The following is a 26,337-nucleotide window of genomic DNA, read 5'->3' on the forward strand; positions in this document are numbered from 1 at the left end:
CGCGTCAGTTGTATCATGCGTAACACTTGGCGGCGGGGCTATGAAGGAGGACCGATGAAGTGGGAATACTCCAGGTTAAGGACACCCATGGGAAACGATCATCCAGCATGTCTTTCGCATTGCGATGGAAGCGTGAAAACTTGCGTTTGATTCTTTTAAGTGCTGCTATCTCAATCGCTATGACTTTCATGTTTTTGGTGTTGTTGTACGGAACGGCTGTCAAAAGCGTCTCCGTAGTGGTGAATGGACAAGAAACCGTTGTGGAAACAAAGCAATGGGTCCTGCAACGCCTACTGGATGAACAAGCTATCACGATTGGACCACATGACGAGGTGTCCGTACCGCTTAACGCGGCAATTAAGGATGGAGATCGTATCGAGGTTACTCATGCGATACCCGTTATTGTGAAAGCTGATGGCAAGACCTCCACTGTATACACGACAGAAAGAACAGTGCAGGCGGCGATCGAGGAATTAAATATTCCAGTTCGTGGTCAAGATAAAGTTATTCCTCCGCTTGAGACAGAAGTGGATGAGGAATTAACGGTGACGGTCGTGCGTGTCGATACGAGAGTGTCGGAAACGGAGCACCAGGTGCCTTACTCCATTGTGAAGAAGAACGATCCATCCTTGGAGGCAGGCAAAGAAAAACTCGTGCAGACAGGTAAGAAAGGTCTTATCGTCGAGCAGATCGAGAAGCAATATGAGAATGGCGTTCTGATCTCGAAGAAAACGGTCAACAAGGTTGTGGAGACAGCAGCCGTTGATCACGTTATTGTGGTCGGAACGAAGAAGAAGGAAGAACCTAAAGTAACGGTGCTCTCGAATAACACACCGAGCATCAAGACGCTAACGAAGGGCGGCGTCAGCTTTAAGGCGAAGAAAGTGCTGAGCAATGTTACCTTAACAGCCTATACAGCTGGTGTTGCGTCAACCGGCAAGGATGAAGATCATCCGCAATACGGGATTACCGCATCAGGGGCACGTGTGAAAGAAGGACGGACCATAGCTGTCGACCCTAGTGTTATTCCAATCGGCTGGTGGGTTTACATTGAAGGAATTGGCTTCCGCCGCGCAGAGGATAAAGGCGGCGCGATAAAAGGCCATAAAATCGATGTTTACTTTGACAGTTCTAAGACTGCGACCAAGTTCGGCAGGAAGAAAGGCATTAAGGTTTATGTGCTCGGGCCTAATAAGCCGACGGCAAGCTAATTCAAGCGGCCATCATCATTTTATCGTAAGATCGAATAAAATATGTCATCATAAAGGAGAGGCCTTGCCTCTTCTTTTTGTATATTTGTCAATTGATTACGTTTGTAGAGGGGAATAATCCAGATGATCAAGGAGATCATTGTCGTAGAGGGCAAGGATGATACGGTAGCGATCAAGAGAGCAGTCGATGCGGACACGATCGAGACGAATGGGTCAGCGATTGGGGAGGCTGTGCTGCGTCGTATTGCACTTGCGAATGAGCGCCGCGGCGTCATTATATTTACTGACCCCGATCACGCGGGGGAACGCATACGCAAAATTGTCGCGAGACACGCACCAGGCTGCAAGCATGCATTTCTGCCACAGGAGAAGGCGTTGTATAAAGGCGATATCGGTATCGAGAATGCGAGCCCCGAGGCGATTCGTCAGGCGCTCTCGGAGCTTCGCACGGAGACGGATGATGAAGCGGGGGAAATTAGCTGGGAGGATCTGATGGAAGCGGGACTGATCGTCCATCCAGAAGCGTCCAGCAGACGCTTGCACATCGGCAAGCTGCTCGGAATCGGCTATGCGAACGGAAAGCAGTTCTATAAGCGTTGTACAAGCTTCCGGATATCAAAGGCGGAATTTCTTGAGGCGCGTCGTCAGATGGAAGAGGAATTGGGGGTATAGTGAATGAATGAACAAAACCATGGTGCGGGAGCAGCGAGGGCGTCCTCTGCAGAGGTGGCCACGCCGAAGCGTACGAAGGAGATTATTTCAAAATACGGTTTCTCCTTTAAGAAAAGCTTGGGTCAAAACTTTCTCATCGATCAAAATATTTTAAATAAAATTGTCGCAGCAGCCGGGCTTGATCATACAAAGGGCGCCTTGGAAATCGGTCCGGGTATCGGAGCGCTTACGCAGCGATTGGCGGAAGCAGCCGGCAAAGTAACGGCGGTTGAAATTGATAATCGGCTTATTCCCATTTTGCGCGATATTTTGGCTGATGAGCAGCACACGACAGTCATTCACGGAGATATCCTAAAGCTGGACTTAAAGCAGCTGTTCGCAGATCAATTTGCTGATGTCACAGGTGTAAGCGTCGTTGCGAATTTACCTTACTATGTGACGACGCCAATCCTCATGAAGCTGCTGGAGGAGAAGCTGCCTCTTGAGCATATTGTCGTTATGATCCAGAAGGAGGTAGCGGAGCGAATGGCTGCGAAGCCCGGAGGCAAAGTATATGGCAGCCTTAGTGTAGCCGTGCAGTATTATTGCGTGCCGGAGGTCGTATGTACAGTGCCGCATACGGTATTCATTCCGCAGCCTAATGTTGATTCCGCCGTTATTAAGCTTTCCCTTCGGGAGAAACCAGCCGTAGATGTGCCGGATGAGGAGCATTTCTTTAAGGTAGTGCAGGCCAGCTTTGCTCAGCGCCGTAAGACGCTGGCGAACAACTTGACTGCGTTTGTAGGCAAGGAGCGGCGCGAGGCATTGACAGAGCTGCTGCAGCAATGCGGCATTGATCCAATAAGGCGAGGCGAAACGCTGTCGCTGGAGGAATTTGCGCGCATTAGCCGCAGTATGCTGGAGGCCGGCTGGAGAAGCTAGTTTTCGGAGGCCGTAAAAATACTCACCATTCGCCCTGTCTGCCCATAGGATAGACGAAGAGGTGATTGATCCATGAAGCAGGGGGACCTGGTCGTCCGCAAATCATATGGCGGTGACGTGCTGTTCCGAGTTGAAGCTGTTCGTACGTATTTTGCCGTCCTGAAGGGCACGGATTACCGATTACTTGCGGATGCTCCGATTCCCGATCTGTCGGTCGTATACGATCCAGAATCGACAAGAGCAGTACAGCAAGTCCGCATTAAAGTGAAAGATTCGATAAGGCGTATGCACACTGAGCGTGAGCGCCATGCCGTAGAAACGGAAGACCATATTCGGCATGCGGTGCAGCAAAGTCAGGCTTTCTTTGAAGTGCCGGGCAAAGTGCTCCATCTCGACGGTGACGGAAATTACTTGAAGAAGAGCATGCAGCTATATAATACGATGCATGTTCCTTCACATGGGCTTCATGTGCATGAATCCCAAATGGCTGATGTGCTGCACCGTTTACTTCCTCAAATCAAGCCTGATATTGTAGTGATCACAGGTCATGACGGGTTGTTAAAAAATCGAGCGTCAATGGATCTTTATAGTCTGAGCAGTTATAAAAATTCGCAGCATTTCGTCAATGCGGTCCGTGCAGCCAGGGATTATGAGAAGAGCCGTGATAGCTTGATCGTGATCGCAGGGGCATGCCAGTCTCATTTTGAAGCGTTGCTGCAGGCAGGCTCCAACTTCGCAAGCTCCCCTGGACGAATATTAATCCATGCGCTTGATCCTGTTTACATTGCAATTAAAGCAAGCTATACGTCAATCAAGGATACGATTAATTTGGCTGACGTGATACATGGAACGATAAGCGGGATTGACGGCGTAGGCGGTATTGAGACGTTAGGTCGTTTCCGCGTAGGCTTGCCGAAGCCCCAAATTACGGCAGCGAATTCAACCTTGATGGCTTAGCCTCGCCATCTTTGTGCAGCAACTTCTTAAATTGTCTATTTTTAGTTTTTGTATGCGTGGTTTTTTAAAAATGGGTGAATTCACCGTTGACAAGTAAATATTCTTGCTGATATAATAATTTGCTTTGTTTGACAAACCCTCTTTTTTTGTTTATAATGGACAAGGAAAGAGGTGGTAGTGGACAATGGCAAAAAATACGCTATTGGATATAAAACGCAGTTTGGAAGCTCATGTTGGCTCCAAAATCCGTCTTCGAGCTAACGGTGGCCGACGAAAGACCATCGAAAGAACCGGAACGTTGGAAGAAATCTACCCTTCTGTATTCATTGTTAAGCTGGATGAAGACCAGCATGCGTTTAAGCGTGTCTCTTACAGTTATGCGGATATACTGACAGAGTCGGTGGAAGTTACCGTGTGCAATGATGAAGGTCAAGTTCGAATTGCCCATTTGCAGCAATAGATAATAGATCGCCTTGTGAGGCAGGTTAGCGCAGAATTCATCTGCGCTTTTTTTATTGCTGTTGAGGCCCAGCCCTTCACGTATTAGCTTATCCACGCTGAAGCATACTACCTTTGTTTGAAGAAGCTTGCAGCATGAACTAAGGATAGGGAGGGATTATTAATGGGCCGCAGAAGACGGAGCATCATGTCGGAGCAATTGAAATATGAGCTCGCGAAGGATCTTGGGTTTTATGACACGGTGCAGCAAGAGGGGTGGGGCGGCATACGCGCCAAAGATGCAGGCAATATGGTTAAGCGTGCGATCCAGCTTGCCGAGCAAGCCGCAGCCAAATCGAATCAACCTTAATTATTGTTAACTTTATTACTGAATAAAAAGCTAAGCTGCTGGCTATCATCAATCGACGGATAGCTGGTGCTTAGCTTTTATTGCTTTCGTTTGGTATAATAATACTTAAGCATATGAACGAACGGGTGAACTTATCGGATGAAGGTATATGAGAAAGCTCCTGCCAAAATAAACTTAGTGCTCGATGTGCTGCGTAAGCGTGATGATGGCTACCATGAGGTCGAGATGATTATGACGATGGTCGACCTTGCGGACCGTCTGGAGATGGCTGAGCTGCCAAGAGACCAAATTATTATTTCAAGCCAAGTTGGCTACATACCGCTTGATGAAAAAAATCTGGCCTTTCAAGCGGCCAGGCTGATTAAAGAACGTTATGACGTGAAGCAAGGCGTATATATTCATCTGGACAAGAAAATCCCAGTAGCCGCAGGACTAGCCGGAGGCAGCAGCGATGCTGCCGCTGCGCTTCGTGGTCTTAACCGGCTTTGGAAGCTGCAAATTCCTGAGGACGAGCTGTGCCGGTTGGGCGCGGAGCTTGGATCCGATGTTCCTTTCTGCGTAACGGGAGGGACTGCGATCGCCAGAGGACGCGGAGAGGTGCTGGAGCATATCGCCAACCCGCCGCAGTGCTGGGTCGTTCTAGCCAAGCCTCCGATCAATGTCTCGACGGCAGATGTCTACGGCAGATTCCGAGCGAATGAGCTGAAGGAGCACCCCTCCATCCCGAACATGTTGTCTGCGCTTGAGAGAGGCTCCTTTACAGATATGTGCGAAGGGCTTGGCAATGTGCTGGAGAAGGTGACTTTAGAGCTTTATCCAGAAGTCATGCAGCTGAAGGAAAGCATGCTTAGACTTGGAGCAGACGGCGTGCTTATGTCAGGAAGCGGGCCTACCGTTTTCGGACTCGTATCGAAGGAGGCCAAGCTTCCGCGCATTTATAACGGACTGAGAGGCTTCTGTAAAGAAGTATATGTGGTAAGAATGCTTACATAAGTCTGACGTTCTTCTTGATTAAATCCGTATAAAAATGTTATATTGACATTATATTATTCGGATTTAGTGGGGGGAGATGTGTTTGAAGAAGTTGAAACGGAGCTCGCGGTTGGTAGAAATGACGCAATACCTGCTAAGTCGACCCCACACGTTAATTTCACTGACAGCTTTTGCTGATCGATATCAGTCCGCAAAATCTTCCATTAGTGAAGATCTAGCCATAATTAAAGAAGTGTTCGAGGAAGAAGGAATTGGTGAGCTTCATACGCTTGCAGGAGCTGCGGGCGGAGTGAAGTATACACCCAAGATGCAAGAGGCCAAAGCCCTTAAGATTATGACGGGCATATGCCGCCAGTTAGAGCAGCCTGAAAGGGTTCTTCCGGGCGGTTATTTGTATATAACGGATATGCTGGGCCAGCCGGAGCTGCTGGCAGACGTCGGCAGAATGTTTGCAACCGCCTTTGCGGGCAGCAAGATTGACGTCATTATGACGGTGGAAACCAAAGGCATTCCGCTTGCTTATGCTACGGCTGCTTGTCTCAACATTCCGGTCGTTATCGTCAGGCGCGATAATAAGGTGACGGAGGGATCGGCGGTTAGCATTAATTATGTATCAGGCTCAACCAAACGGATACAAACGATGTCTCTTGCTCGTCGGGCGCTCAAGGAGCAGTCTCGCGTTCTTATTATTGATGATTTCATGAAGGCGGGCGGAACGATTCAAGGTATGATGGATTTGCTGTTTGAATTTAAAGCAACCGTTGCCGGTGTCGGGGTATTTGTTGAATCCGGCGAGGTGGAATTAGAGGAGCGGCTGCTTGAGGATTACGTATCGCTGGCGAAGCTTACTGCTGTTGACATGAAGACAAAGCAGACGACCGTTATTCCGGGCAACTACTTTAAAGCATAAGAGCATACAAAAACGGGAACAAAGCATTTGAAGATGAAGGGCTGGGACGATGATGACAACAAAGCTGCAACTGCAAGTGATTGCAACAGACAAAGCGCCTGCGGCCATCGGGCCATATTCACAGGCTATTAAGCTGGGAGGCTTGCTGTTTACCTCTGGTCAAATTCCGCTGGATGCATCAGGACAGCTTGTTGAAGGCGGAATTGAGGAGCAAACCCATCAGGTGTTCCGTAATTTAGAGGCGGTATTAGCAGCTGCGGGAGCAGGCTTTCAGGATGTGGTGAAGGCAACTGTTTTTTTAAAGGATATGAACCAATTTGCAACGGTCAATGGGATCTATTCCTCCTATTTCGGCGACCATAAACCAGCTCGTTCAGCTGTTGAGGTGGCGCGTCTGCCGAAGGATGTTTTTGTCGAAATAGAGGTCATTGCATCGACAAATGTCGAATGAAAACGAAAAACTTTCAAACTCAAAAAAATATTTTAAATCATGCATGATTTTTCCAAAAAAGTAGCAGGAATTTGCAATAAAACGTGGAAGTATACACCAAGTCTCTGATAGACAAAGGTGGTGAACACAAGTGCAAATTACTGATGTCAGACTCCGCCGTGTAAATTCCGAAGGGCGTATGAAGGCTATCGCATCCATTACTATTGACAATGAATTCGTCGTTCACGATATTCGCGTTATCGACGGTAACAATGGTATGTTCGTTGCAATGCCAAGCAAACGTACTCCGGATGGAGAATTTCGGGATATCGCTCATCCGATTTCTTCCACAACCCGGGAGAAAATCCAGGCTGCTGTTCTCGCTGAGTACGAGCGTGCAGCAGAAGAAGTAGCGATTGAAGAAGGAGCTTAACCAGAGCATTTCATGTTTTAAGGGAATGATTGGAGAAGAGAGCCATGGCTCTCTTTTCTTTTTTTGTCGTTTGAGATATATTCAGGAAGAGAATTTCAACAGGGCTAGGAGGTCGTTTAGTTGAGGGTGATGGCGATTGTACTTGCTGCGGGACAGGGCAAGCGAATGAAATCGAAATTATATAAGGTACTTCATCCGGTGTGCGGCAAGCCGATGGTCGGGCATGTGCTAGATATCGTGAAGGAAGCGGCTGCTGAACGCGCGGTTGTCATAGTTGGTCATGGCGCAGAAATGGTTAAATCGTATTTGGGCAGCGATGCGGAGTATGTATTGCAGGAGCAGCAGCTAGGGACTGGACATGCGGTTAGACAAGCAGAGGCGCTGCTCGGAGAGGAAGAAGGCACGACAATCGTCATTTGCGGCGATACGCCGCTTGTGCAGGCTTCTACGATTCAAGCGATGCTTGAACTGCATGCGTCAAGCGGAGCTGCTGCAACGGTGTTGACGGCCTCCTTCAATAACCCGACGGGTTACGGACGCGTTATTCGCGGCGAAGACGATTCTGTTCAGCGAATCGTGGAGCAGAAGGATTGCTCGCCAGAGGAAGCTGCTGTTCAGGAAATTAATACGGGAACCTATTGCTTTGATAATAAGAAGCTGTTCGCAGCTCTCCGTAAGGTGACCAGCAATAATGCGCAGGGCGAATATTATTTGACGGATGTCATCGGTATTTTCCGTGAAGCGGGAGAAACCGTTCAAGGTTATTGTACCAACGATTTGGCGGAAGCCATCGGTGTAAATGACCGTGTTGCTCTAGCCGAAGCGGAGCGTTATATGCGGGATAGAATTAACCGCAAGCATTTGCTGGGCGGTGTGACCTTTATAGATGCGGCTAATACTTATATCGAAGCGGACGTACAGATTGGGCCGGATACGATCATTTATCCAGGGACAATGCTTAGAGGCTCCACGGTTATTGGCGAGGATTGCATCATCGGACCTCAAGCAGATATTACAGACAGCACAATCGGCAATGGCGCAGCTATCAAATATTCTACGGTTGCGGAATCCATTGTTGGCGATACGAGTACGGTTGGTCCTTATGCGAATTTGCGCCCTGGCTCGAAGCTTGGCGTCGGCTGCAAAATCGGCGATTTCGTTGAGTTGAAAAATGCGTCGCTTGGAGATGGAAGCAAGGTCTCACATCTTAGCTATGTTGGGGATGCGAAGGTAGGCGCTGATGTGAATATCGGCTGCGGCGCCATTACAGTCAATTACGACGGCTTTAATAAATTTGTAACCGAAATCGGCGACAATGCTTTTGTCGGAAGCAACGTCAATCTGATTGCTCCCGTAAAAATAGGCGACGGTGCCTATGTAGTAGCGGGGTCTACGGTTACGCATGATGTACCGGCTGGCGATTTAGCTATTGCGCGTGAGCGTCAGGTGAATAAGCCGGGCTACGCGGAGAAGATCCGGAGCAGAGCCAAGGTGAAGAAAGCAAAGAAACAAGAATAGGCAGCATCTCGCTGCTGCGGCGCATGGATGGATTCATAAATATGAATCCATCCATGCGTTTTTTTGTTTCAACAGGAAGTCTGCTGGAACGAATAAGGGCTGCTGTCTATGAGTAGTAGATTTGGCCATTGTTTAAAAAACGGTTGATTGGGGTAAGTTATAGGGAAATCAATTTTAAAGCAGTGTGCATGTGTTCTAGAAAAAAATGCTTTGCTTTAAAAAAACTCAGGAGGTTATCCATATGGCGATTGCTATGAAAGCAGACCAACGTACGAGCTCGACGAAGGGTGAACTGCGCCAATTGCGGCTCCAGGGCAAGATTCCAGCTGTTATTTACGGAAAAAAAATAAAGGATGCCGCATCTGTCTCCGTGGATGGCAGGGAGCTGCAGGGGCTTCTACGTTCTCACCCAAATGCGGTCATTGAGATCAATATACCATCACAAGGCAAGCATTCCGTTATGGTGTCGGAGGTACAGCGCGATTCGCTGAATAATCAGGTGCTTCATGTTGATTTCCGTGCAATCAATATGAATGAGAGCGTGCGAGCCAATGTGCGAATTCAAACGGAGGGCGATTCCACTGGTGTAAGAGAAGGCGGGGTTCTTCAGCTAATCATCCATGAGCTTGAGGTGGAATGTCTGCCGAGCGAAATTCCGGATGCGGTGACGGTCGATATCTCGTCGCTGGCCGTAGGAGAAAGCTTGCTTGTTAGCGATCTGCAGCTGCCTAAGGGAATAGAAACTCATGTTGATCCCGAGCAGGTTGTGGTTACCGTTCTTGCGCCGCAAAAGGAGCTTACCGAGGAAGAAGCGGAGGATGCTGCTGTGGAGCTTGCAGAAGCGGAATCACGTTCCAAGGAAGAGCAGCTTGAAGGCGTAAAGAGTCTTTAATCTATAGCTAAGGAGTGGAATATGGCGCCGTCCTTTAAAAGGACGGCGTTGTTTTGTTGCTTGCTGACTGCAGCCGTTTACGCTTGGATGAGATTATGATACATTTGTCCCTAAAGGAGTGGAGCAAGCAATGAGGTGGATAGCAGGCTTGGGTAACCCTGGCACCGCATATCAGGGAACGCGGCATAATGTAGGATTTATGGTCATCGATGAGCTGGCACGTCGGTGGGGAATTAATGTCACGCAGAACAAAAGCAAAGCTTTAATCGGAGAAGGAAATGTGCAGGGCACGAAGGTGGTCCTCATTAAACCGATGACATATATGAATTTGTCAGGCGAATCGATACGGGCGTTTCTGGATTATTTTAAAGCTGATCTAGCGGACGGGGTTATCGTGTACGATGATTTGGATACAGAGATCGGAAAGCTAAGACTTCGCTATCAGGGCAGTGCAGGCGGACATAACGGCATCAAATCGTTAATTCAGCATTTAGGCACGCAAACGTTCGATCGCGTCCGAATGGGCATCTCTCGTCCACAGCCGGGCATGAATATTGCCGATTACGTTCTCTCGAACTTTCCAAAGAGCGAGCAGGAGCAACTGACAGCGATGATCGAGGCAGCCTGCGATGCCATTGAATTCAGGCTGAAGGCGCCATTTGAGGAAACGATGGCAAAGTTTAACCGCTAGTCTGTTAATTTGTAGGATTACGGGCATACTGAAGGGTATAACAACTCTTCAGGAGGCATACATATGGCTGTAAACTATATTTGTCGGCACTGTAAAACATCAATGGGGTCTCTTCACGGGTCGGATTTAACGGAGCAGCAGCTCGGTTTCCATTTCTTGACCCCCGAAGAGCGCAGCGATATAATAGCGTATGACCAAAATGGCGATGTGACGGTAAAGGTGATTTGTGATTATTGCCGCGAAGCGATTAACGCGAATCCGGAACTTCATTTGGTAACTAATCCACTTCAGTGATGGAAAATAAGTAGTGTGAGCCTTAGCGGACGGCTGAGGCTTCTTTTCAATGTACGGGGGGACGTCCATATCCATCTCCCATTGTGTATAGAAACGGGGTGTTGCAAACGTTGAAAGCGTTAATTAAAGCTTTTGCCGCGGATGGGGATGTTCAGTCCGTTATCTCTGGCATTCATAAAGGGATGCGCGAGCAAATGATATCAGGGCTTGCCGGATCCTCCAGACAAGTGCTCATAGCTGCGCTGCAGCAAGATGTTCAGCGTCCGATGCTTGTGGTGGCGCATAATATGTTCTCCGCTCAGAAGATCGCGGAGGATTTGCAGGAATGCCTTTCTACAGAAGAAGTATTATTATATCCCGCTAATGAGCTGGTTGCTGCAGAAGCCGCGATCTCGAGTCCAGAGACGCTGGCGCAGCGCATGGATGTGCTGATCAAGCTGTCCAAAGGCTATCGCGGGATTGTTGTCGTGCCCTTCTCGGGTGTGCGGCGTTATTTGCCGATCAACAGCGTCATGGCCGAAGCGCAAATTGTAGTCAAGGTTGGCGACGAGCTGCCAATTGATAGCTTCCTGAGGCAAATGAATGCGCTTGGTTATACGAGAGCGGATCGCGTGGAGCTTCGTGGAGAGATGAGTGTGCGCGGCGGTATTGTCGACTTTTATCCGATAACCGCATCACAGGCGCTCCGGATTGAGTGGTTCGGCGATGAGATTGACTCCATTCGCGGATTCGATCCAGCGGATCAGCGCTCATCCGATCGTTTCGAATCCTATGTTGTGCCACCATGCCAAGAATTGCTGGCCGACGGACAGCGTATGGAAATTGCGGCCAATCATGCGCAGCAGCTTCTTGAGAAGCAGCTTGACAAAATGACGGATCGCACAGCTAAGGAACGTCTTCGGACTGAGATTGGCGGGGAGCTGGAGAAGCTTCGCGAGCATGTATACTTTCAAGAAATATATAAATATATTTCGTTATTATATCCTGAGCGGCAAACGATTCTCGATTATATGCCGAGCGATACGCTGCTTATACTAGACGAGCCAACCCGTTTGATAGAGACGGCGAAGCAGTTGGAGCGGGACGAAGCGGAGTGGTCGATGCATTTGCTGCAAAACGGCAAGTCGCTGCCTGGTCTGGCATTGGCGCGTGAAACAGAGGAAATTCTGCATCACCGTCCATTTCCGACGCTGTTTCTGTCGTTGTTTCTGAGGCAAATTCCGCATACGCAGCCGCAAAATATTTTGAACATGACAAGCCGCTCGATGCAAAGCTTCCATGGACAAATGAATGTGATGAAGGCGGAGATGGAGCGCTGGCGCAAGGCCGGCGCTACCATCATGATGCTGGCCGGCAATGCCGAGCGCATGGATCGCATGCGCCGGGTTCTAGAGGATTACAGCATTGAACCGCCTATGCTGCTGGAAGGCAATTTGCAGTCTGGCTTCGAGCTTCCCTCCTCGCATCTTGTCATTATCACCGAGGGCGAGATGTTTTCGCAGAAACAGCGAAAAGCAAGAAGGATTGACAAGAAGATCGATAATGCAGAGCGTATTAAGAGCTATACGGAATTAAAGGTTGGCGATTACGTCGTTCATCAAAATCACGGCATCGGCAAATACGTCGGAATCGGTACGCTGGAAATTGCAGGCATTCATAAAGATTATTTGCATATCCTATACGCTGGCGGCGATAAGTTGTCCGTTCCGATTGAGCAAGTCGACATGATTCAGAAGTATGTTGGCTCGGAGGAGCGGGAGCCGAAGGTTAACAAGCTTGGCGGCAGCGAGTGGACAAGAGCGAAGAGCAAGGTAAAGGCGTCCGTTCAGGATATTGCCGATGACTTGATTAAGCTGTATGCGCAGCGCCAGACAACGCCAGGCTATGCATTCGGACAAGACACCTCCTATCAGAATGAGTTCGAGGCGATGTTTCCATACGATGAAACGCGTGACCAGCTGAGAGCGATCGAAGAGATCAAGAAGGATATGGAGAAGAGCCAGCCGATGGACCGACTGCTTTGCGGAGACGTAGGCTACGGCAAAACCGAGGTCGCTGTCCGCGCGGCATTCAAGTCAGCAATGGATAGCAAGCAGGTTGCCGTGCTTGTGCCGACGACGATTTTAGCACAGCAGCATTACGAGACGTTCCGTGAACGCTTCGCGGGATACCCGATTAATGTACAGGTGCTAAGCCGTTTCCGCTCGCGCAAGGAACAGAACGCAACAATGAAGGGACTTAAGGATGGTACGGTTGATGTGGTCATCGGAACGCATCGTCTGTTGTCACAGGATGTGATCTTCAAATCGCTAGGATTGCTCATCGTGGACGAGGAGCAGCGGTTTGGCGTGTCCCACAAAGAGAAGCTCAAGAAGCTGAAGACAAATGTGGATGTGCTCACGCTGACAGCTACACCGATTCCGCGAACATTGCATATGTCGATGCTTGGCGTTCGCGATTTGTCTGTGATCGAGACGCCTCCGGAAAATCGTTTTCCTGTGCAAACCTATGTCGTTGAGCATAGCCCTGCGCTTGTTCGCGAAGCGATTGAACGCGAGCTTGCCCGCGGCGGTCAAGTCTATTACTTATATAATCGCGTGCAAGGCATCTATCAGATGGCGGAGCAGATTAATGCGCTGGTGCCTGATGCTAGAGTAGCGGTAGGCCATGGTCAAATGTCCGAGCAGGAGCTGGAGAAGACCATTCTCGACTTCCTTGACGGCGAGTCGGATGTTCTAGTCAGTACGAGTATTATTGAGACGGGCGTCGATATCCCGAACGTAAATACCCTCATTGTGCACGATGCTGACAAAATGGGACTCTCGCAGCTCTATCAGCTGCGTGGCCGGGTAGGGCGTTCGAATCGTATTGCTTATGCATACTTTACCTATCAACGGGATAAAGTGCTCACGGAAGTAGCAGAGAAGCGTCTGCAGTCGATTAAGGAGTTCACCGAGCTGGGTTCAGGCTTCAAAATTGCTATGCGCGATCTATCGATTCGCGGAGCAGGCAACCTGCTCGGCGCCGAGCAGCATGGTTTCATCGCCTCTGTCGGCTTCGACATGTATTCACAGATGCTTGCCGATGAAATTACGAAGCGCAAAGCGGAGATGAGCGGTGAAGAACTCAAGGAAGAGAAGCCGTTCAGCACGCTGATCGATATCAGTATTGATGCGTACTTACCATCCGATTATATATACGACAGCATACAAAAGATCGAAATTTATAAAAAAGTGGCAGCTATTCGCACGTTTGAAGAAGCGGACGATGTGATTGATGAGCTTATGGACCGTTTTGGCGATTTACCGCTAGCCGTCAGCAATTTGCTTTCTGTGGCAAGACTTAAGGTGTATGGCTCCATGTACGGCATTGAGCAGATTAGCGGCAAGGGCGATGATGTAACGCTTCGCTTCGCGGCAGCTCAGAAATCCCGGATAGACCGGAAGAAGGTTGACCAGCTATGCCTCAAGATGGAAAATCGCTTCAAACAAGCCAGCGCCCAGGAGCAAAACCCGAGCGTGCTGCTTCGCGGCAAGGGGCTTACGATGGAGCAGAAGGTTCATATGATCGAGAAGTTTTTGCAATCCTATAAGGATACTCTGCTTCCTGCAGATGAATTGCAAAATGCAGCGCCATAGGCGAGATTAGCTTTCTGCGTTCCTTTTCTGATACAATACAAACAAGTTCATAAGATGAAAGGGGATTCAACACAACATGCTACACAGTTTACGCAAATCGACATGGCGCAATGGCGCGCTGCTCGTTATTGCAGCGCTGCTCGTCATGACGATGGCGGCTTGCGGTGCGAAGGAAACGGAAGTTGCTACCTATAAGGGCGGCAATGTAACGGATAAGGAGTTCGATAAGTATGTGAATGTGTTTGTTGCTATGCAACCCACATATGAGCAAATTATTGCGTTCCCGCAATTTAAAGAGCAACTGCTTCAGCAGTACATCGGGTACAAGATTTTAGGCAGTCAGGCTTCGAAGGAAGCGAAGAAAAAGGCACAAGAAGAAGCCGATGCCCAAATGGTTCAATTTAAACAGGTGCTTAATGAAAATCCAGAATACAAAACATTTGTAGAAGGAAAAAAAGTAAAAGAATCAGATGTCGAGGATTTCTTATTATTTAATTTCATTCCCGTGGCTCATATGGATTTGCAGGTCACAGAGGAAGATATGAAATCCGAGCTAGAGACGAACGGCGCAGAATACGCAACGATAACTGTGCGTCACATATTGGTAGCGACAACGGATCAATCGACGCAGGAGCAGAAGGAGCTTCGTACGCTTGATGAGGCGCTGGCCCGAGCGAAGGAAGTGAAGTCAAAGCTGGAAGCAGGCGGTGATTGGGCTGCTCTGGCGAAGGAATATTCTGATGATCCTGGCTCTAAGGACACAGGAGGCCTATATGCAGATCAGAAGGCTGGAGTTTGGGTTGATGAATTTAAGCAGGCGGCCAAAACGCAAGAGATTGGCGTTATTGGCGACCCTGTCGAAACGCAATTCGGTTATCATGTCATTCTTGTCGAGAAGCGCACCATTCCGGCGTATGACGAGCTAACGGATACGGATAAGGATGCTGTGAAGAACGCAGTTACGACTAGTAAGATGAACAGCTTCATGACGGAAGAGCTGCCGAAGCAAGAGATTGAAATAAAGCTGCCTGAGCCGTCTCCGTCTCCGACGGATAAGGGCGCGCCTGCCAATGGCGAGACGCCGGCAACGGACGCTCCCGCAGCAGAATAATGAAGACAAGCTAACCACAGATAAGAGTAAATAAGCAAGATCGACGCAGCCCACCTTGAGGTTAAAGCCCAAGGTGGGCTGTTTGTGTTTGCGTAAAAAGCAAAAAATATGACACGAAAAAATAAAGAAGACATATTAAAAATGAAAAGTCATAATAATGTCACTATACATGACATAGATTAAGGAGATTTCGTCTGTTTATCGGATACACTCTATTCTTAAAAATTTTAATGTTAACTATATTGACATAAAAAAGGGTGTCGATCTATAATATAGAAGCGAACGATGGAATTTATATCCATGTAAACGTTCGTAAAATAGAGAAAAAATTATATGAAATGGGGAGTGGAGAGATGAGAAAGAGATTGTTTTACCGATTTAGCCTGTTATTGGTTGCAGCGAGCTTGGTGTTGGCTGGATGCGGGGCAAACAACACACCTGCATCGACGAACACCGCCACGAATGCACCATTAGACGCAGTGGATTCTGGAGCATCTGCAGAGGGGGAAATTAAAGTAGGAATTCTTCACTCCCAGAGCGGTACGATGGCGATCAGTGAAGTATCGGTCATCGATGCAGAAATGATGGCGATTGAAGAAATTAACGCTGCAGGCGGCGTGTTGGGGAAACAGATCGTACCAGTACTTGAGGACGGCGCGTCGGATTGGCCGACTTTTGCGGAGAAGGCTCGCAAGCTCATCTCTGAGGATAAGGTTGCCACTGTATTTGGGGGGTGGACATCTGCCAGCCGGAAAGCAATGAAGCCGGTATTCGAAGAGCTAAACGGCCTGTTATGGTATCCGGTTCAATATGAGGGGCTTGAGTCATCGCCTAATATCTTCTATACAGGAGCGACAACGAATCAGCAAATCGTTCCATCCGTTTCATGGCTGCTTGAGAATCGCGGCAAGAAAATTTACTTGCTTGGTTCAGATTATGTATTCCCACGCACAGCTAACCTCATTATTAAAGAGCAGCTGAAGGCGGAGGGCGGCGAGCTGGTTGGCGAAGAATACACACCGCTTGGCCATACGGACTACAGTACGATCATTAGCAAAATCAAAGAGGCAGATCCAGACATTGTATACAATACGTTGAACGGTGACAGCAACGTTGCATTTTTCAAACAACTGAAAGACGCGGGCATTACAGCGCAAGATTTGACGACACTGTCTGTATCGGTTGCAGAGGAAGAAATTCGCGGTATCGGCGTAGATGTGCTTGAAGGGCATTTGGCGGCTTGGAACTACTATCAAACAACGGATACGCCTACGAACAAAACGTTCGTTGAAAACTACAAAAAGAAATACGGAGAAGACCGCGTGACTGCCGATCCGATAGAAGCGGGTTATACAGCCGTTTATCTGTGGGCTGCTGCAGTAGAGAAAGCAGGCTCCACGGATGTGGCGAAGGTGAAGGAAGCCGCTAAAGAACTTGAGTGGGAAGCTCCGGAAGGTAAAGTGAAAATCGACGGTGAAACACAGCATATTTACAAAACGGTGCGAATTGGCGAGGTGCAGGCCGACGGTCAATTCAAGGAGCTGTGGAATTCAGGCGAAGCGGTTAAGCCAGACCCTTATCTGAAGGGCTATGACTGGGCAGCTAGCATTCAACCGACCGAATAAATAATTGCAAGCCTAACACTAATTCGCAGCTATATAGGAGGGAGTATTCGATGCTTCGAATACTCCCTTCCTTGTTCATGATAGCTAGCGAGGGGAGCGGTCATATGGAGGTATATTTACTGCAGCTGTTCAACGGACTGAGCATCAGCTCGATCCTGCTGCTTGTTGCTTTGGGTCTTGCGATTACGTTCGGCCTGATGAAGGTCATTAACATGGCGCATGGCGAGTTGATTATGATTGGTGCATACTCCACCTATTTGACGCAAAATCTGTTTAATGATTATTTACCTGCGTCGCTGTTTAATTGGTACTTCGTGCTAGCGATTCCAGTTAGCTTTGGTCTTGCGTTTATTATCGGTCTTATTCTTGAAATGTCTCTTATCCGTTTCCTTTACGGGCGTCCGCTCGACAGCCTGCTCGCCACTTGGGGCGTTGGCCTTATCCTGCAGCAGCTGGCGCGATCGATCTTCGGCGCTCAGAACGTAGCGGTTAAGAGTCCGACCTGGTTGGATGGCGGGCTGCGAATTATGGATGGCACACTGCTGCCATACAAACGGCTGTTTATCATTGCGCTTGTTATCGCCTGCTTGGTTGCCATGTACTTCTATATTTATCGCAGCCATGAGGGCAGAAGAATGCGTGCGGTTATGCAAAATCGTGATATGGCTGCATGTCTTGGCGTATCAACGCGCCGGGTAGATATGATGACGTTCGCGATTGGCTCAGGTATTGCCGGAATTGCGGGCTGCGCACTTACATTATTGGGACCGATCGGTCCATCGCTCGGCACCTATTATATTGTCGATGCATTTATGGTCGTTGTTTTGGGGGGTGTAGGCAAGCTTGTCGGAACGGTGCTGGGCGCGACAGGAATAGGGATGTTCAATACACTGTTTGAATACTGGACGAATGCTTCGCTAGGCAAGGTGCTTGTATTTGTTTGTATCGTAGCGTTTCTGCAGTGGAAGCCGATGGGGCTTGTTGCGATGCGTACGCGCTCGCTCGATTAAGAGAAACATGCGAAGTTAGCGTGATCTCAAACAATGATCAAGAAAGGTGGAGTACGCATGCGTTTACAAAAACTAACGCCCCAGCGGTTATGGATATTGGCCGGTTATGCGGCCGCCGCGGCTGCTTTGTTCTCCGCGCCGTTATTCGTAAGTGATTTTCGACTTAACCTGCTGGCGAAATTTCTAGCCTTTGCAATTGTAGCGCTAGGGCTTGATCTTATATGGGGATATACCGGTATTTTGAGCTTAGGCCATGGCATTTTCTTCGGGCTGGGCGCCTACGCGATGGCCATGTATTTGAAGCTTGAGGCAAGTGGAGGGAAGCCGCCTGATTTCATGGGGTGGAGCGGGCTGAAGGAGCTGCCGCTGTTCTGGAAGCCTTTCGAGAATTTCGGCTTTGCAGTGGGGATGGGAATCATCTTACCGGCGCTGCTGGCACTCGTGCTGGGGTATTTCACGTTCCGCAATCGGATTCGCGGTGTTTATTTTACGATTTTGACACAAGCGCTGGTCATTATTACGACGACGCTGATAATTGGACAGCAAGCCTTCACGGGAGGCACGAACGGGGTAACCGGCTTCTCGACCATTCTCGGGCATTCGCTGGGATCGCCGGAGACGAAGCGTATGCTTTACTTCATAACGGTTGCGGCGGTAATTGGGATTTTCATCATTTGCCGCTATGTCATCGGCAGCCGCTTCGGAAAGGTGCTTAGAGCCATCCGGGACGGAGAGAATCGGGTTCGGTTCATTGGTTATAATCCTGCAATTTATCAAATGGTCATCTTCACGATTTCAGCTGCGATTGCGGGCATTGCCGGCATGCTGTTTGTGCTTCATGTCGGCATCATTTCGCCGTCGATGCTTGGGATTGTACCCTCTATTGAAATGGTGCTATGGGTGGCGATCGGCGGCCGCGGCACGCTTATTGGCGCAGCCCTTGGCGCAGTACTCTTGAACTGGGCGAAGAGTGAGTTTAGTACAGCTTACCCAGAGGGGTGGCTGTTCTTTATGGGACTTTTGTTCGTTGTTGTTGTTGTCTTTATGCCGAAGGGCGTTGCTGGATTGGCAGGTCAAATCAAATTCCGCAGAAAGAGGAGGGAGCCGGAGCATGAAGGAGTCCGCAATCCTGCAGTGTGACGATGTAACGGTGGAATTCGACGGGTTCAAGGCGATTCAAGGGATGAATCTGAGATTGGTGAAGGGGGAGCTGCGATTTCTAATCGGTCCGAACGGTGCGGGCAAAACGACGATGCTTGATGTCATTTGTGGCAAAGTGCGGCCGACGTCGGGCAAAGTAACCTTCGGCGGCAAGGTCGACATTACACGCAAGAAGGAGCATCAGATTGCGGAGCTTGGCATTGGCCGCAAGTTTCAGGCGCCTTCTATTTTCCCTTCGATGACGGTTTCGGAAAATTTGGAGATTGCTATGCGTCAGAAGCGTTCTGTATTTGCTACGCTTTTCGCCAAAATGGCGGAGGACGAAAGGGAGCGGATTAATCATCAGCTGACGATGATCGGCCTTCATAATAAAGCGGAGTGGCGTGCAGGGAGGCTGTCGCACGGTGAGAAGCAGTGGCTTGAGATTGGCATGATGCTATTGCAGGAGCCGGAGGTGTTGCTGCTGGATGAGCCGGTTGCCGGCATGACTGATAAGGAAACGGATAAGACAGGCGAATTATTGCACCAGATTGCTCGCAAACGCTCGATTGTCGTGGTGGAGCATGATATGGAATTTGTACGCAACTTTGCAAGCAAGGTGACTGTGATGCATGAGGGCAAGCTGCTGAAGGAAGGCTCTATGGACGAGGTGCAGGGTGATGATCGTGTAGCGGAAGTGTATTTAGGGAAAAGGCGGGATGCCGATGTTAGCCGTTCAACAGCTTGAATCAGGTTATGGAGAAAGTGTTATTTTGCGGGATGTCACGCTCAAGGTAAAGCCGGGACAGGTTGTGTGCTTGCTTGGGCGTAACGGCGTCGGGAAGACAACGCTGATGAAAAGCATTATGGGACTGCTGAAAGCGCGCGGCGGCTCTGTATCCTATAATGGTGTGGATTTAACGAAAAAGGCGCCCGGGATGCGGGCAAAGAGCGGCCTTGGCTACGTGCCGCAGGGACGTGAAATATTCGCGCAGCTTTCAGTTTATGAGAATCTGCTGCTTGGACTTGAGGCTTCTAAGGAAAAGCTGGGTGTGGTGCCGGAGGAAGCGATCGCAAAATTTCCGGTTCTGCCTGCCATGTATACACGTCGCGGCGGCGATCTGAGCGGCGGACAGCAGCAGCAGCTAGCGTTCGCGCGGGCGCTTGCTTCGAAGCCGGAGGTGCTGCTGCTCGATGAGCCATGCGAAGGGATTCAGCCCTCGATCGTAGACGATATTCGGGAAGTCATTCGCTCGATTAAAGCGGACGGCAAAACGGCGATTTTGCTCGTGGAGCAGAGCTTTGACTTCGTGAAGAGCGTCGGGGATTACTTTTACGTGCTGGAGAAGGGCGCGATCGCCTGGGAGGGCGGTCTGGATTCGCTGAATGATGATGTCATTCGTAAGTATTTGACGGTCTGATAAGGGGGCGTTACGAGAGGTCCATGCTGCTGCGCATGGGCCTATTCGGTTTTTGGAAATCATAAAGAAGCTGCAGGGTTATGAGCCATTTAGAGGGAGCTGAAAATACATAATGGGAAGGAAATGGGTGGTTTGTTTAAGCTTTAGAGCGTGCATAAGAAATTGGGAGCAGATGAATACTATGGTCAGATTCAAAATCTTTTGAAGGATCTTTCCTCTTCGTCATAAAGAAGCAATATGTATCCAGTCTGTTCAAAATCCTCTAGGAAAGCGGGGCAACAAGAAATGAAAGCAACTGGAATTGTACGTCGTATCGATGATCTCGGGCGTGTGGTGATTCCGAAGGAGATCCGCCGTACACTGCGTATTCGCGAGGGCGACCCTCTAGAAATATTTGTAGACCGTGATGGCGAAGTTATTTTGAAAAAATATTCTCCTATCGGTGAGCTTGGCGACTTTGCGAAGGAGTATGCGGAGTCGTTATTTGAAGGAACGAACCATATTACATTGATTACGGATCGTGATAACATAATAGCTGTTGCAGGAGCTTCCAAGAAGGAGCTGCTTGAGAAATCAGTGGGACCCGTTCTGGAGGCGTGTATGGAAAACCGTAAAACCCATGCGGAAATGAACGGCGGATCATTTGAGCTGGTAAAGGATATGAATGAAACCTATAGCTCTTTTGTCATTGCGCCAATTATTGCGGGCGGAGACCCGATTGGCACGGTCGTACTGCTGAGCAAGGATGAAGCGGTGAAAATGGCGCAGATGGAAACGAAGATGGCCGAGACGGCGGCAGGTTTTTTGGCGAAGCAAATGGAGCAATAGCAGGGTGGCATGAGCTTTTCTGGTCGAGAGTAATCTTGGCTGGGAAAGCTTTTTTTGAGGGCTGTCAATTGTGCGGTATAATAGATAACAATAGAAATCGATGAATAGGCGGGAGCGAGGAAAAATGGAGCGCGAGCCGGACCGTATGCGGCATGCAGCAGAGACGCTCGTACAGGCGAATGGGAAACGAGAAGCGGAAGCTGCGAAGGTTAGGCTACATAAAAGCCGAATGCTGTTCAATGGCGTTGCGCTCATGGCAGGTGCGGCTCTCCTATCAAAGGTAATTGGCGTGTTTCAAAAAATTCCGCTTCAAAATATGGCCGGCGACCGTGTGTTCGGCATCTATAATGCGGTTTATCCGTTATATCAGATGGCTGCCATACTTGCGACAGCAGGTCTTCCGACAGCGGTTTCGCTGTTAATTGCCGAGAGGCTTCGCCAAGGAGGTTCTACTGAAGGAGTAAGGCATATTCTATATGCTGCATTGCTGCTGCTCGGCATATCGGGTGTCATTGCCTTTGGCTGGATGTGGGCTGGTGCAGACCGTGTAGCCAGCTGGATTGGCGATGCCGAGACAGCCAGCGCTATTCGGGCATTGTCGGCAGCGCTTCTCTTCGCGCCATTCGTAGCAGCCTTGCGAGGCTACGTGCAGGGCTTAGGACGAATGGCGCTTTCTGCTGTCTCGCAAATCGTGGAGCAATTGATCCGAGTCGCGGTCATGCTCATGGTGCTTGCGTTAAGCTGGTCCGCAGGCTGGTCTGATGCTTCTGTCGCTGCTGGGGTGATGAGCGGATCGGCGGCAGGAGCGATCGCCGCCTTGCTCGTTCTTGGTGCTGTTTCGTGGAAGAACAAGCGGCGTGAGCGACTTTCGCCTGTACATGCTGCGATCGGGGCGGAGATGAAGAGGCTTGCGGTAGTTGCGCTGCCGGCGGCGCTGGGGGCGGTTGTTGTGCCTGCGCTTGGCGTTGTGGACGCCTTTACTGTGCCCAGGCTGCTGCGGGATGGAGGGCTTGCCGAGTCTGAGGCAATGGGCATGTTCGGTATATACAGCCGTGCGCAGCCGCTTGTGCAGCTAGTGGTCATGGTAGCAGGGGCGGCTGCTGCTGCGCTTGTGCCTGGCTTAGCGCTTGCGCGTATACGCGGTGCTTACGGCCAGCTGCGAATGCAGCTGTCTGTCGCCGAGCGTGCGGCTTGGGCCGTTGGCGCGGCCGCCAGCATGGGTCTCGTGCTGCTTGCTGAGCCGATAAATGTAATGCTGTATGCCGATAGCAGCGGCACAACGGCATTTGCTTTAGTGGGCTGCGCGGCGCTCGCTGGCTGTGTGAATGCTGTCACCGCACCTGTGCTGCAAGGTCTTGGCGCCGTACGGGCGCCTGCTGTGCTGCTGCTCATTGCCGCGCTTCTCAAAGGCGCGCTTAACGCGCTGTTTGTACCGTTGTACGGAATTGAGGGCGCTGCCATCGCGGGTATAGCTTCGCTCAGTGTAATTGCTTTGCTAGGTTCGATTGCAGTGAGGTATGCTGCCACAGCAGCGGGAGCTTCGCTTGGCTGGAGCGCGAGAGTAGGCGAGCAAGGGCGAGTAATGGTGGATGAGCGGCCTGTCGTCCAACGAGGTGAGACGGCGCGGAGAGAGCGGTCGGTGAGCGGGGAAGAACGAATCGAGGGAAGTGAGCGGAGTGAGCGGGCTTACGGAGCCGGGAGCGATCAGGCTGATCATAAGCGAGCAGATGAGGGCGAGCGGTCGGTGAGCGGGGAAGAGCGAATAGCGCGGAGCCAGCGGCGAGGACGAGCGACTGGTGCGGGGCGCAGGCGGGGCCCTTCTCTTGGCCGGGCGGCCGCAGGCATGGGCTTTGCGCTCGCGGTCATGGCCGCGGCGATTGTTGTCGCCGAGCGAGCGCTGAGCGCCGCGCTTGGCGGGCTGCCGCCGCGGGCGGCAGCAGCTGCGCTTGCGCTGACGTGCATAGCCGTCGGCGCTTGCGCCTTCGGCGCCGCGGCATTGCGAGGCGGCGCCGTGAGCGCGCGCGAATTGCGCGCGCTGCCGGGCGGCGGCGTATTGGCCGCCCGGTTGCGACGCTGGCGGCTTATTCCGCCGGCGGAGGAGGAGCGCTAACCGGGGGTTGGCCGGTTAGCTGCCGTCATAAATGAGCAAGCTGTACTATGCTCATTACTTTTTTAGATGCGATTCTCTAGATTCACGAATGCAAGTTCAATCAAATAGCGAAATGAACGACAGATTTTTCAGTTGAATGGAGAAAAGAGCCCGGTATCGATCCTGAGCAGAGGGGATAGTGGATCAAAAGGAATACAGCCCTGATCGGCTTATGTAAAAGAAACAGCCTATAGGGCTAGTACTTAATAATACATATCTATTTTTATGGAGGTTTATTGCTATGACACATCCAAGCATTACGGTCGTCGGGCTCGGCTCGGGCGATCCTGATCAATTAACGCTGGGCGTATGGCGGAGGCTTCAGGCAGCAACGCGCTTATTCGTCCGAACCTCGCACCACCCTATGATGTCGATGCTGGAGGATAATGGGATCTCTCACACCTCCTTCGACACGCTATACGAGCAGCATGAATCCTTCCCTGATGTATACAAAGCGATTGCCGAGGCATTAATAGCGGAAGCACAGGAGATGGCTTCCTATCAACCCTCGGAGCAAGGCTCCGGAGCTGCCGGATCGATTGTTTACGCAGTGCCTGGTCACCCCATGGTGGCGGAGCGCACCGTTCAACTGCTTCGCGAGCAATGCCCGAATGCGGGTATAACGCTTGAAATTCTCGGCGGTGAAAGCTTCCTGGACCAAGCTTTCATCAGTTTAGGGATCGACCCGATCGAAGGATTTGCGCTGCTGGATGCTGCTGACCTTCAGCCTGCGCTGCTGCAGCCTCAGCTGCATACCATAATCGGTCAAGTGTATGATGCATTCACTGCCTCCGATGTGAAGCTGGCGCTGATGGAACGTTATCCAGACGACTTCGAGATTGTTGTCGGCCATGCGCTTGGCGTCGCCGGACAGCAGCAAATTATTCGCATCCCGCTCTATGAGCTCGATCGTACGCCAGGCTATGGCAATCTATCGCTCATCTGGGTGCCTCGCTCGGATGATGCGGGGCTTCGCAATCGCTCCTTTGAGCGTCTGCATGAAATTGTTTCCATACTCCGCAGCCCGGAAGGCTGTCCATGGGATCAGGAGCAGACGCATCAATCCATACGCAAAAACTTTATCGAAGAGCTTTATGAAGCGCTTGAAGCGATTGATAATGACGATCCGGATGGGATGCAGGAAGAATTCGGCGACGTGATTCTTCAGGTTATGCTTCACAGTCAGATGGAAGAAGAGACGGGTGCATTTTCTGTCTATGATGTGATACAATCGCTGAACGAGAAGCTTATTTTCCGCCACCCGCATGTATTCGGGGATATCAACGTCAGCAGCTCGGAAGAGGCGCTTGGCAACTGGGAGCAAATGAAGGCCGAGGAGAAGCGGAGGAAAGGCACCGATGCCAGCCGCAAATCTGTGCTTGATGGCATCCCGCCAGATCTGCCGGCGCTCATGAAAGCGTACAAGCTGCAGAAAAAAGCGGCTAAGGTCGGTTTTGACTGGGATGAGCTTGAGCCTGTGCTTGCAAAAATCGAGGAGGAGCTTCATGAGCTGCGTGAAGCGATCGCGAATAAAGATGTTGAGGAGCAGGCTTCTGAGCTTGGCGATTTGTTGTTCGCAGTCGTGAATGCCTCACGCTTTATACACGCTGATCCAGAAGAGGCGTTATCTCGCACGAACAAAAAATTCCGGAGCAGATTTGCCTATATTGAGGAGCAGCTTCGTATAAGCGGCAAGCAATTTGACCAGACTGATTTAACAGAAATGGATCGTTGGTGGGAAGAGGCCAAGCGTCAATCCTAGCAGGTAATTCGGCACAAATCGCCTTTATTCCTCACTTTTCGCAAAAAAATTTCAAATAGCGGCAGGATTTATTTGCTCGTAGGCAGAATAAGTATTCTTCGTGAAGAGTAAAAATTCCCAACAAGGCGGCGCTGCATGCGTCGACCACAAATAACGGTAAACGAAATAGGAGGATTTAATAATGAACAAGACAGATCTTATCAACAACATTTCGGAAAAAAGCGGTTTGACTAAACGTGATGTAGAAGCAGTACTTAATGGATTTTTGGGTGAAGTAACAGATGCACTTGCTAGCGGAGACAAAGTACAATTGATCGGCTTCGGTACTTTCGAAACTCGCAAACGCTCCGGACGTACTGGCCGCAACCCGCAAACGGGCGAGCCAATCGAAATTTCGGAAGCAAAGGTTCCTGCTTTCAAAGCAGGCAACAAACTGAAAGAAGCAATTAAGTAATTTAATGCGCTTAGATAAATTTCTCAAGGTTTCCCGCTTGATTAAACGTCGTACCGTTGCGAAGGATGTATCCGAGCAGGGACGCGTATGGATCAACGGCCGCGAAGCGAAAGCGAGCAGCGCCGTTAAGGTCGGGGATGAGCTCCAAATCCAATACGGTCAGAAAATCGTCACTGTGCGCGTTGAGCGTATTGCCGAGACGACTCGTAAGGATGAAGCCGGAGAGCTTTACACCTTGTTGAAGGAAGAGCAGCGCCCGCGTGAGAATGGTCTCGACTGGGGACAGCCGCTATAGTAAAGGCTATAACAAATCATACATCAAAGCTGTCTGCAAGCAACAAACCTGCAGACAGCTTTTTTTATGCTGACCGGTTTCAAATCTATCTAACCTGTTTACTGATACGGAGGACTGTATCACGCCAGCCAAGAAGAAATCGCTCACTCTCCTGCAGACGAATAGCACTGATCG

General features: G+C 50.1%; 26 protein-coding genes. All 26 read left to right on the forward strand.

The genetic code is table 11. The features are described 5' to 3' along the window. Positions 1–59: 59 nt before the first annotated feature. The 26 genes from ACO9K6_RS16315 to ACO9K6_RS16440 all read left to right on the forward strand — a co-directional run bounded on the left by ACO9K6_RS16315 (position 60) and on the right by ACO9K6_RS16440 (position 26,163). Complete coding sequence (locus tag ACO9K6_RS16315; RefSeq protein ID WP_424768608.1) at positions 60–1,211, forward strand: ubiquitin-like domain-containing protein; 1,152 nt, start codon at positions 60–62, stop codon at positions 1,209–1,211. Positions 1,212–1,334: 123 nt separating this feature from the next. Further along, complete coding sequence (gene rnmV / locus ACO9K6_RS16320) at positions 1,335–1,883, forward strand: ribonuclease M5 (RefSeq protein ID WP_424768609.1); 549 nt, start codon at positions 1,335–1,337, stop codon at positions 1,881–1,883. Between the two features lie 3 nt (positions 1,884–1,886). After that, a complete protein-coding gene (rsmA, locus tag ACO9K6_RS16325) occupies positions 1,887–2,804 on the forward strand; it encodes a 16S rRNA (adenine(1518)-N(6)/adenine(1519)-N(6))-dimethyltransferase RsmA (RefSeq protein WP_424768610.1) in 918 nt (305 codons plus the stop codon). Positions 2,805–2,876: 72 nt separating this feature from the next. Further along, a complete protein-coding gene (yabG, locus tag ACO9K6_RS16330) occupies positions 2,877–3,761 on the forward strand; it encodes a sporulation peptidase YabG (RefSeq protein ID WP_424768611.1) in 885 nt (294 codons plus the stop codon). A gap of 184 nt (positions 3,762–3,945) precedes the next feature. Then, positions 3,946–4,221: a biofilm formation stimulator Veg gene (veg, locus tag ACO9K6_RS16335; RefSeq protein ID WP_424768612.1), complete on the forward strand. Its 276-nt coding sequence runs from the start codon at positions 3,946–3,948 to the stop codon at positions 4,219–4,221. Positions 4,222–4,383: 162 nt separating this feature from the next. Further along, positions 4,384–4,569 (forward strand): small, acid-soluble spore protein, alpha/beta type, encoded by a 186-nt coding sequence (locus ACO9K6_RS16340; protein WP_424768613.1) that lies wholly within the window; start codon positions 4,384–4,386, stop codon positions 4,567–4,569. Positions 4,570–4,707: 138 nt separating this feature from the next. Further along, a complete protein-coding gene (ispE, locus tag ACO9K6_RS16345; protein WP_424768614.1) occupies positions 4,708–5,562 on the forward strand; it encodes a 4-(cytidine 5'-diphospho)-2-C-methyl-D-erythritol kinase in 855 nt (284 codons plus the stop codon). Positions 5,563–5,644: 82 nt separating this feature from the next. Further along, the gene (gene purR, locus ACO9K6_RS16350; RefSeq protein ID WP_424768615.1) at positions 5,645–6,472 is read left to right on the forward strand and encodes a pur operon repressor; all 828 of its coding nucleotides are present in this window, start codon (positions 5,645–5,647) and stop codon (positions 6,470–6,472) included. Positions 6,473–6,524: 52 nt separating this feature from the next. Further along, on the forward strand, positions 6,525–6,923 hold the full coding sequence (locus ACO9K6_RS16355) for a RidA family protein (protein WP_424768665.1): 399 nt from the start codon (positions 6,525–6,527) through the stop codon (positions 6,921–6,923). A 130-nt stretch (positions 6,924–7,053) separates the two neighbouring features. Beyond that, a complete protein-coding gene (gene spoVG / locus ACO9K6_RS16360) occupies positions 7,054–7,335 on the forward strand; it encodes a septation regulator SpoVG (protein WP_028609566.1) in 282 nt (93 codons plus the stop codon). 120 nt (positions 7,336–7,455) lie between these two features. Further along, positions 7,456–8,853 (forward strand): bifunctional UDP-N-acetylglucosamine diphosphorylase/glucosamine-1-phosphate N-acetyltransferase GlmU, encoded by a 1,398-nt coding sequence (gene glmU, locus ACO9K6_RS16365; protein ID WP_424768616.1) that lies wholly within the window; start codon positions 7,456–7,458, stop codon positions 8,851–8,853. Between the two features lie 241 nt (positions 8,854–9,094). Beyond that, positions 9,095–9,745: a 50S ribosomal protein L25/general stress protein Ctc gene (locus ACO9K6_RS16370; RefSeq protein ID WP_424768617.1), complete on the forward strand. Its 651-nt coding sequence runs from the start codon at positions 9,095–9,097 to the stop codon at positions 9,743–9,745. A 130-nt stretch (positions 9,746–9,875) separates the two neighbouring features. After that, on the forward strand, positions 9,876–10,436 hold the full coding sequence (gene pth, locus ACO9K6_RS16375) for an aminoacyl-tRNA hydrolase (protein WP_424768618.1): 561 nt from the start codon (positions 9,876–9,878) through the stop codon (positions 10,434–10,436). 63 nt (positions 10,437–10,499) lie between these two features. Continuing rightward, positions 10,500–10,730, forward strand: coding sequence for an anti-sigma-F factor Fin (locus ACO9K6_RS16380; RefSeq protein ID WP_424768619.1), 231 nt, complete (start codon positions 10,500–10,502; stop codon positions 10,728–10,730). Positions 10,731–10,840: 110 nt separating this feature from the next. Beyond that, positions 10,841–14,368, forward strand: coding sequence for a transcription-repair coupling factor (gene mfd, locus ACO9K6_RS16385; RefSeq protein WP_424768620.1), 3,528 nt, complete (start codon positions 10,841–10,843; stop codon positions 14,366–14,368). Positions 14,369–14,444: 76 nt separating this feature from the next. Beyond that, positions 14,445–15,479: a peptidylprolyl isomerase gene (locus tag ACO9K6_RS16390; protein WP_424768621.1), complete on the forward strand. Its 1,035-nt coding sequence runs from the start codon at positions 14,445–14,447 to the stop codon at positions 15,477–15,479. Positions 15,480–15,832: 353 nt separating this feature from the next. Continuing rightward, the gene (gene urtA, locus ACO9K6_RS16395) at positions 15,833–17,104 is read left to right on the forward strand and encodes an urea ABC transporter substrate-binding protein (RefSeq protein WP_424768622.1); all 1,272 of its coding nucleotides are present in this window, start codon (positions 15,833–15,835) and stop codon (positions 17,102–17,104) included. A gap of 104 nt (positions 17,105–17,208) precedes the next feature. After that, positions 17,209–18,114 carry an urea ABC transporter permease subunit UrtB gene (urtB, locus tag ACO9K6_RS16400; RefSeq protein WP_424768666.1) on the forward strand — a complete coding sequence of 302 codons (906 nt, stop codon included), beginning with the start codon at positions 17,209–17,211 and terminating at the stop codon, positions 18,112–18,114. A gap of 57 nt (positions 18,115–18,171) precedes the next feature. Next, complete coding sequence (gene urtC, locus ACO9K6_RS16405) at positions 18,172–19,254, forward strand: urea ABC transporter permease subunit UrtC (protein ID WP_424768623.1); 1,083 nt, start codon at positions 18,172–18,174, stop codon at positions 19,252–19,254. After that, positions 19,226–20,002: an urea ABC transporter ATP-binding protein UrtD gene (urtD, locus tag ACO9K6_RS16410; protein WP_424768624.1), complete on the forward strand. Its 777-nt coding sequence runs from the start codon at positions 19,226–19,228 to the stop codon at positions 20,000–20,002. Before urtC ends, urtD begins: the two co-directional genes overlap by 29 nt. Continuing rightward, complete coding sequence (gene urtE, locus ACO9K6_RS16415; RefSeq protein ID WP_424768625.1) at positions 19,980–20,675, forward strand: urea ABC transporter ATP-binding subunit UrtE; 696 nt, start codon at positions 19,980–19,982, stop codon at positions 20,673–20,675. Before urtD ends, urtE begins: the two co-directional genes overlap by 23 nt. 285 nt (positions 20,676–20,960) lie before the next feature. Then, positions 20,961–21,503, forward strand: coding sequence for a stage V sporulation protein T (spoVT, locus tag ACO9K6_RS16420; RefSeq protein ID WP_424768626.1), 543 nt, complete (start codon positions 20,961–20,963; stop codon positions 21,501–21,503). 124 nt (positions 21,504–21,627) lie between these two features. Beyond that, entirely contained in the window at positions 21,628–23,613 is a 1,986-nt protein-coding gene (locus tag ACO9K6_RS16425; protein ID WP_424768627.1) for a polysaccharide biosynthesis protein, read from the forward strand. Positions 23,614–23,893: 280 nt separating this feature from the next. Beyond that, on the forward strand, positions 23,894–25,414 hold the full coding sequence (gene yabN, locus ACO9K6_RS16430; protein ID WP_424768628.1) for a bifunctional methyltransferase/pyrophosphohydrolase YabN: 1,521 nt from the start codon (positions 23,894–23,896) through the stop codon (positions 25,412–25,414). A gap of 181 nt (positions 25,415–25,595) precedes the next feature. Next, positions 25,596–25,868, forward strand: a complete 273-nt coding sequence (locus tag ACO9K6_RS16435) for an HU family DNA-binding protein (RefSeq protein WP_424768629.1) — start codon at positions 25,596–25,598, stop codon at positions 25,866–25,868. A gap of 4 nt (positions 25,869–25,872) precedes the next feature. After that, positions 25,873–26,163: an RNA-binding S4 domain-containing protein gene (locus ACO9K6_RS16440; protein WP_424768630.1), complete on the forward strand. Its 291-nt coding sequence runs from the start codon at positions 25,873–25,875 to the stop codon at positions 26,161–26,163. Positions 26,164–26,337: the final 174 nt, after the last annotated feature.

The sequence above is a fragment of the Paenibacillus praedii genome, assembly GCF_049725345.1.
Lineage (GTDB): Bacteria > Bacillota > Bacilli > Paenibacillales > Paenibacillaceae > Pristimantibacillus.

Bases quoted from the DNA above. Each gene is read 5' to 3' on its own strand.
- rnmV (WP_424768609.1), top strand. From the start codon at position 1,335: ATGATCAAGGAGATCATTGTCGTAGAGGGCAAGGATGATACGGTAGCG.
- rsmA (WP_424768610.1), top strand. From the start codon at position 1,887: ATGAATGAACAAAACCATGGTGCGGGAGCAGCGAGGGCGTCCTCTGCA.
- yabG (WP_424768611.1), top strand. From the start codon at position 2,877: ATGAAGCAGGGGGACCTGGTCGTCCGCAAATCATATGGCGGTGACGTG.
- veg (WP_424768612.1), top strand. From the start codon at position 3,946: ATGGCAAAAAATACGCTATTGGATATAAAACGCAGTTTGGAAGCTCAT.
- ACO9K6_RS16340 (WP_424768613.1), top strand. From the start codon at position 4,384: ATGGGCCGCAGAAGACGGAGCATCATGTCGGAGCAATTGAAATATGAG.
- ispE (WP_424768614.1), top strand. From the start codon at position 4,708: ATGAAGGTATATGAGAAAGCTCCTGCCAAAATAAACTTAGTGCTCGAT.
- ACO9K6_RS16355 (WP_424768665.1), top strand. From the start codon at position 6,525: ATGACAACAAAGCTGCAACTGCAAGTGATTGCAACAGACAAAGCGCCT.
- ACO9K6_RS16370 (WP_424768617.1), top strand. From the start codon at position 9,095: ATGGCGATTGCTATGAAAGCAGACCAACGTACGAGCTCGACGAAGGGT.
- pth (WP_424768618.1), top strand. From the start codon at position 9,876: ATGAGGTGGATAGCAGGCTTGGGTAACCCTGGCACCGCATATCAGGGA.
- ACO9K6_RS16380 (WP_424768619.1), top strand. From the start codon at position 10,500: ATGGCTGTAAACTATATTTGTCGGCACTGTAAAACATCAATGGGGTCT.
- ACO9K6_RS16390 (WP_424768621.1), top strand. From the start codon at position 14,445: ATGCTACACAGTTTACGCAAATCGACATGGCGCAATGGCGCGCTGCTC.
- urtA (WP_424768622.1), top strand. From the start codon at position 15,833: ATGAGAAAGAGATTGTTTTACCGATTTAGCCTGTTATTGGTTGCAGCG.
- urtB (WP_424768666.1), top strand. From the start codon at position 17,209: ATGGAGGTATATTTACTGCAGCTGTTCAACGGACTGAGCATCAGCTCG.
- urtC (WP_424768623.1), top strand. From the start codon at position 18,172: ATGCGTTTACAAAAACTAACGCCCCAGCGGTTATGGATATTGGCCGGT.
- urtD (WP_424768624.1), top strand. From the start codon at position 19,226: ATGAAGGAGTCCGCAATCCTGCAGTGTGACGATGTAACGGTGGAATTC.
- urtE (WP_424768625.1), top strand. From the start codon at position 19,980: ATGTTAGCCGTTCAACAGCTTGAATCAGGTTATGGAGAAAGTGTTATT.
- spoVT (WP_424768626.1), top strand. From the start codon at position 20,961: ATGAAAGCAACTGGAATTGTACGTCGTATCGATGATCTCGGGCGTGTG.
- ACO9K6_RS16425 (WP_424768627.1), top strand. From the start codon at position 21,628: ATGGAGCGCGAGCCGGACCGTATGCGGCATGCAGCAGAGACGCTCGTA.
- yabN (WP_424768628.1), top strand. From the start codon at position 23,894: ATGACACATCCAAGCATTACGGTCGTCGGGCTCGGCTCGGGCGATCCT.
- ACO9K6_RS16435 (WP_424768629.1), top strand. From the start codon at position 25,596: ATGAACAAGACAGATCTTATCAACAACATTTCGGAAAAAAGCGGTTTG.
- ACO9K6_RS16440 (WP_424768630.1), top strand. From the start codon at position 25,873: ATGCGCTTAGATAAATTTCTCAAGGTTTCCCGCTTGATTAAACGTCGT.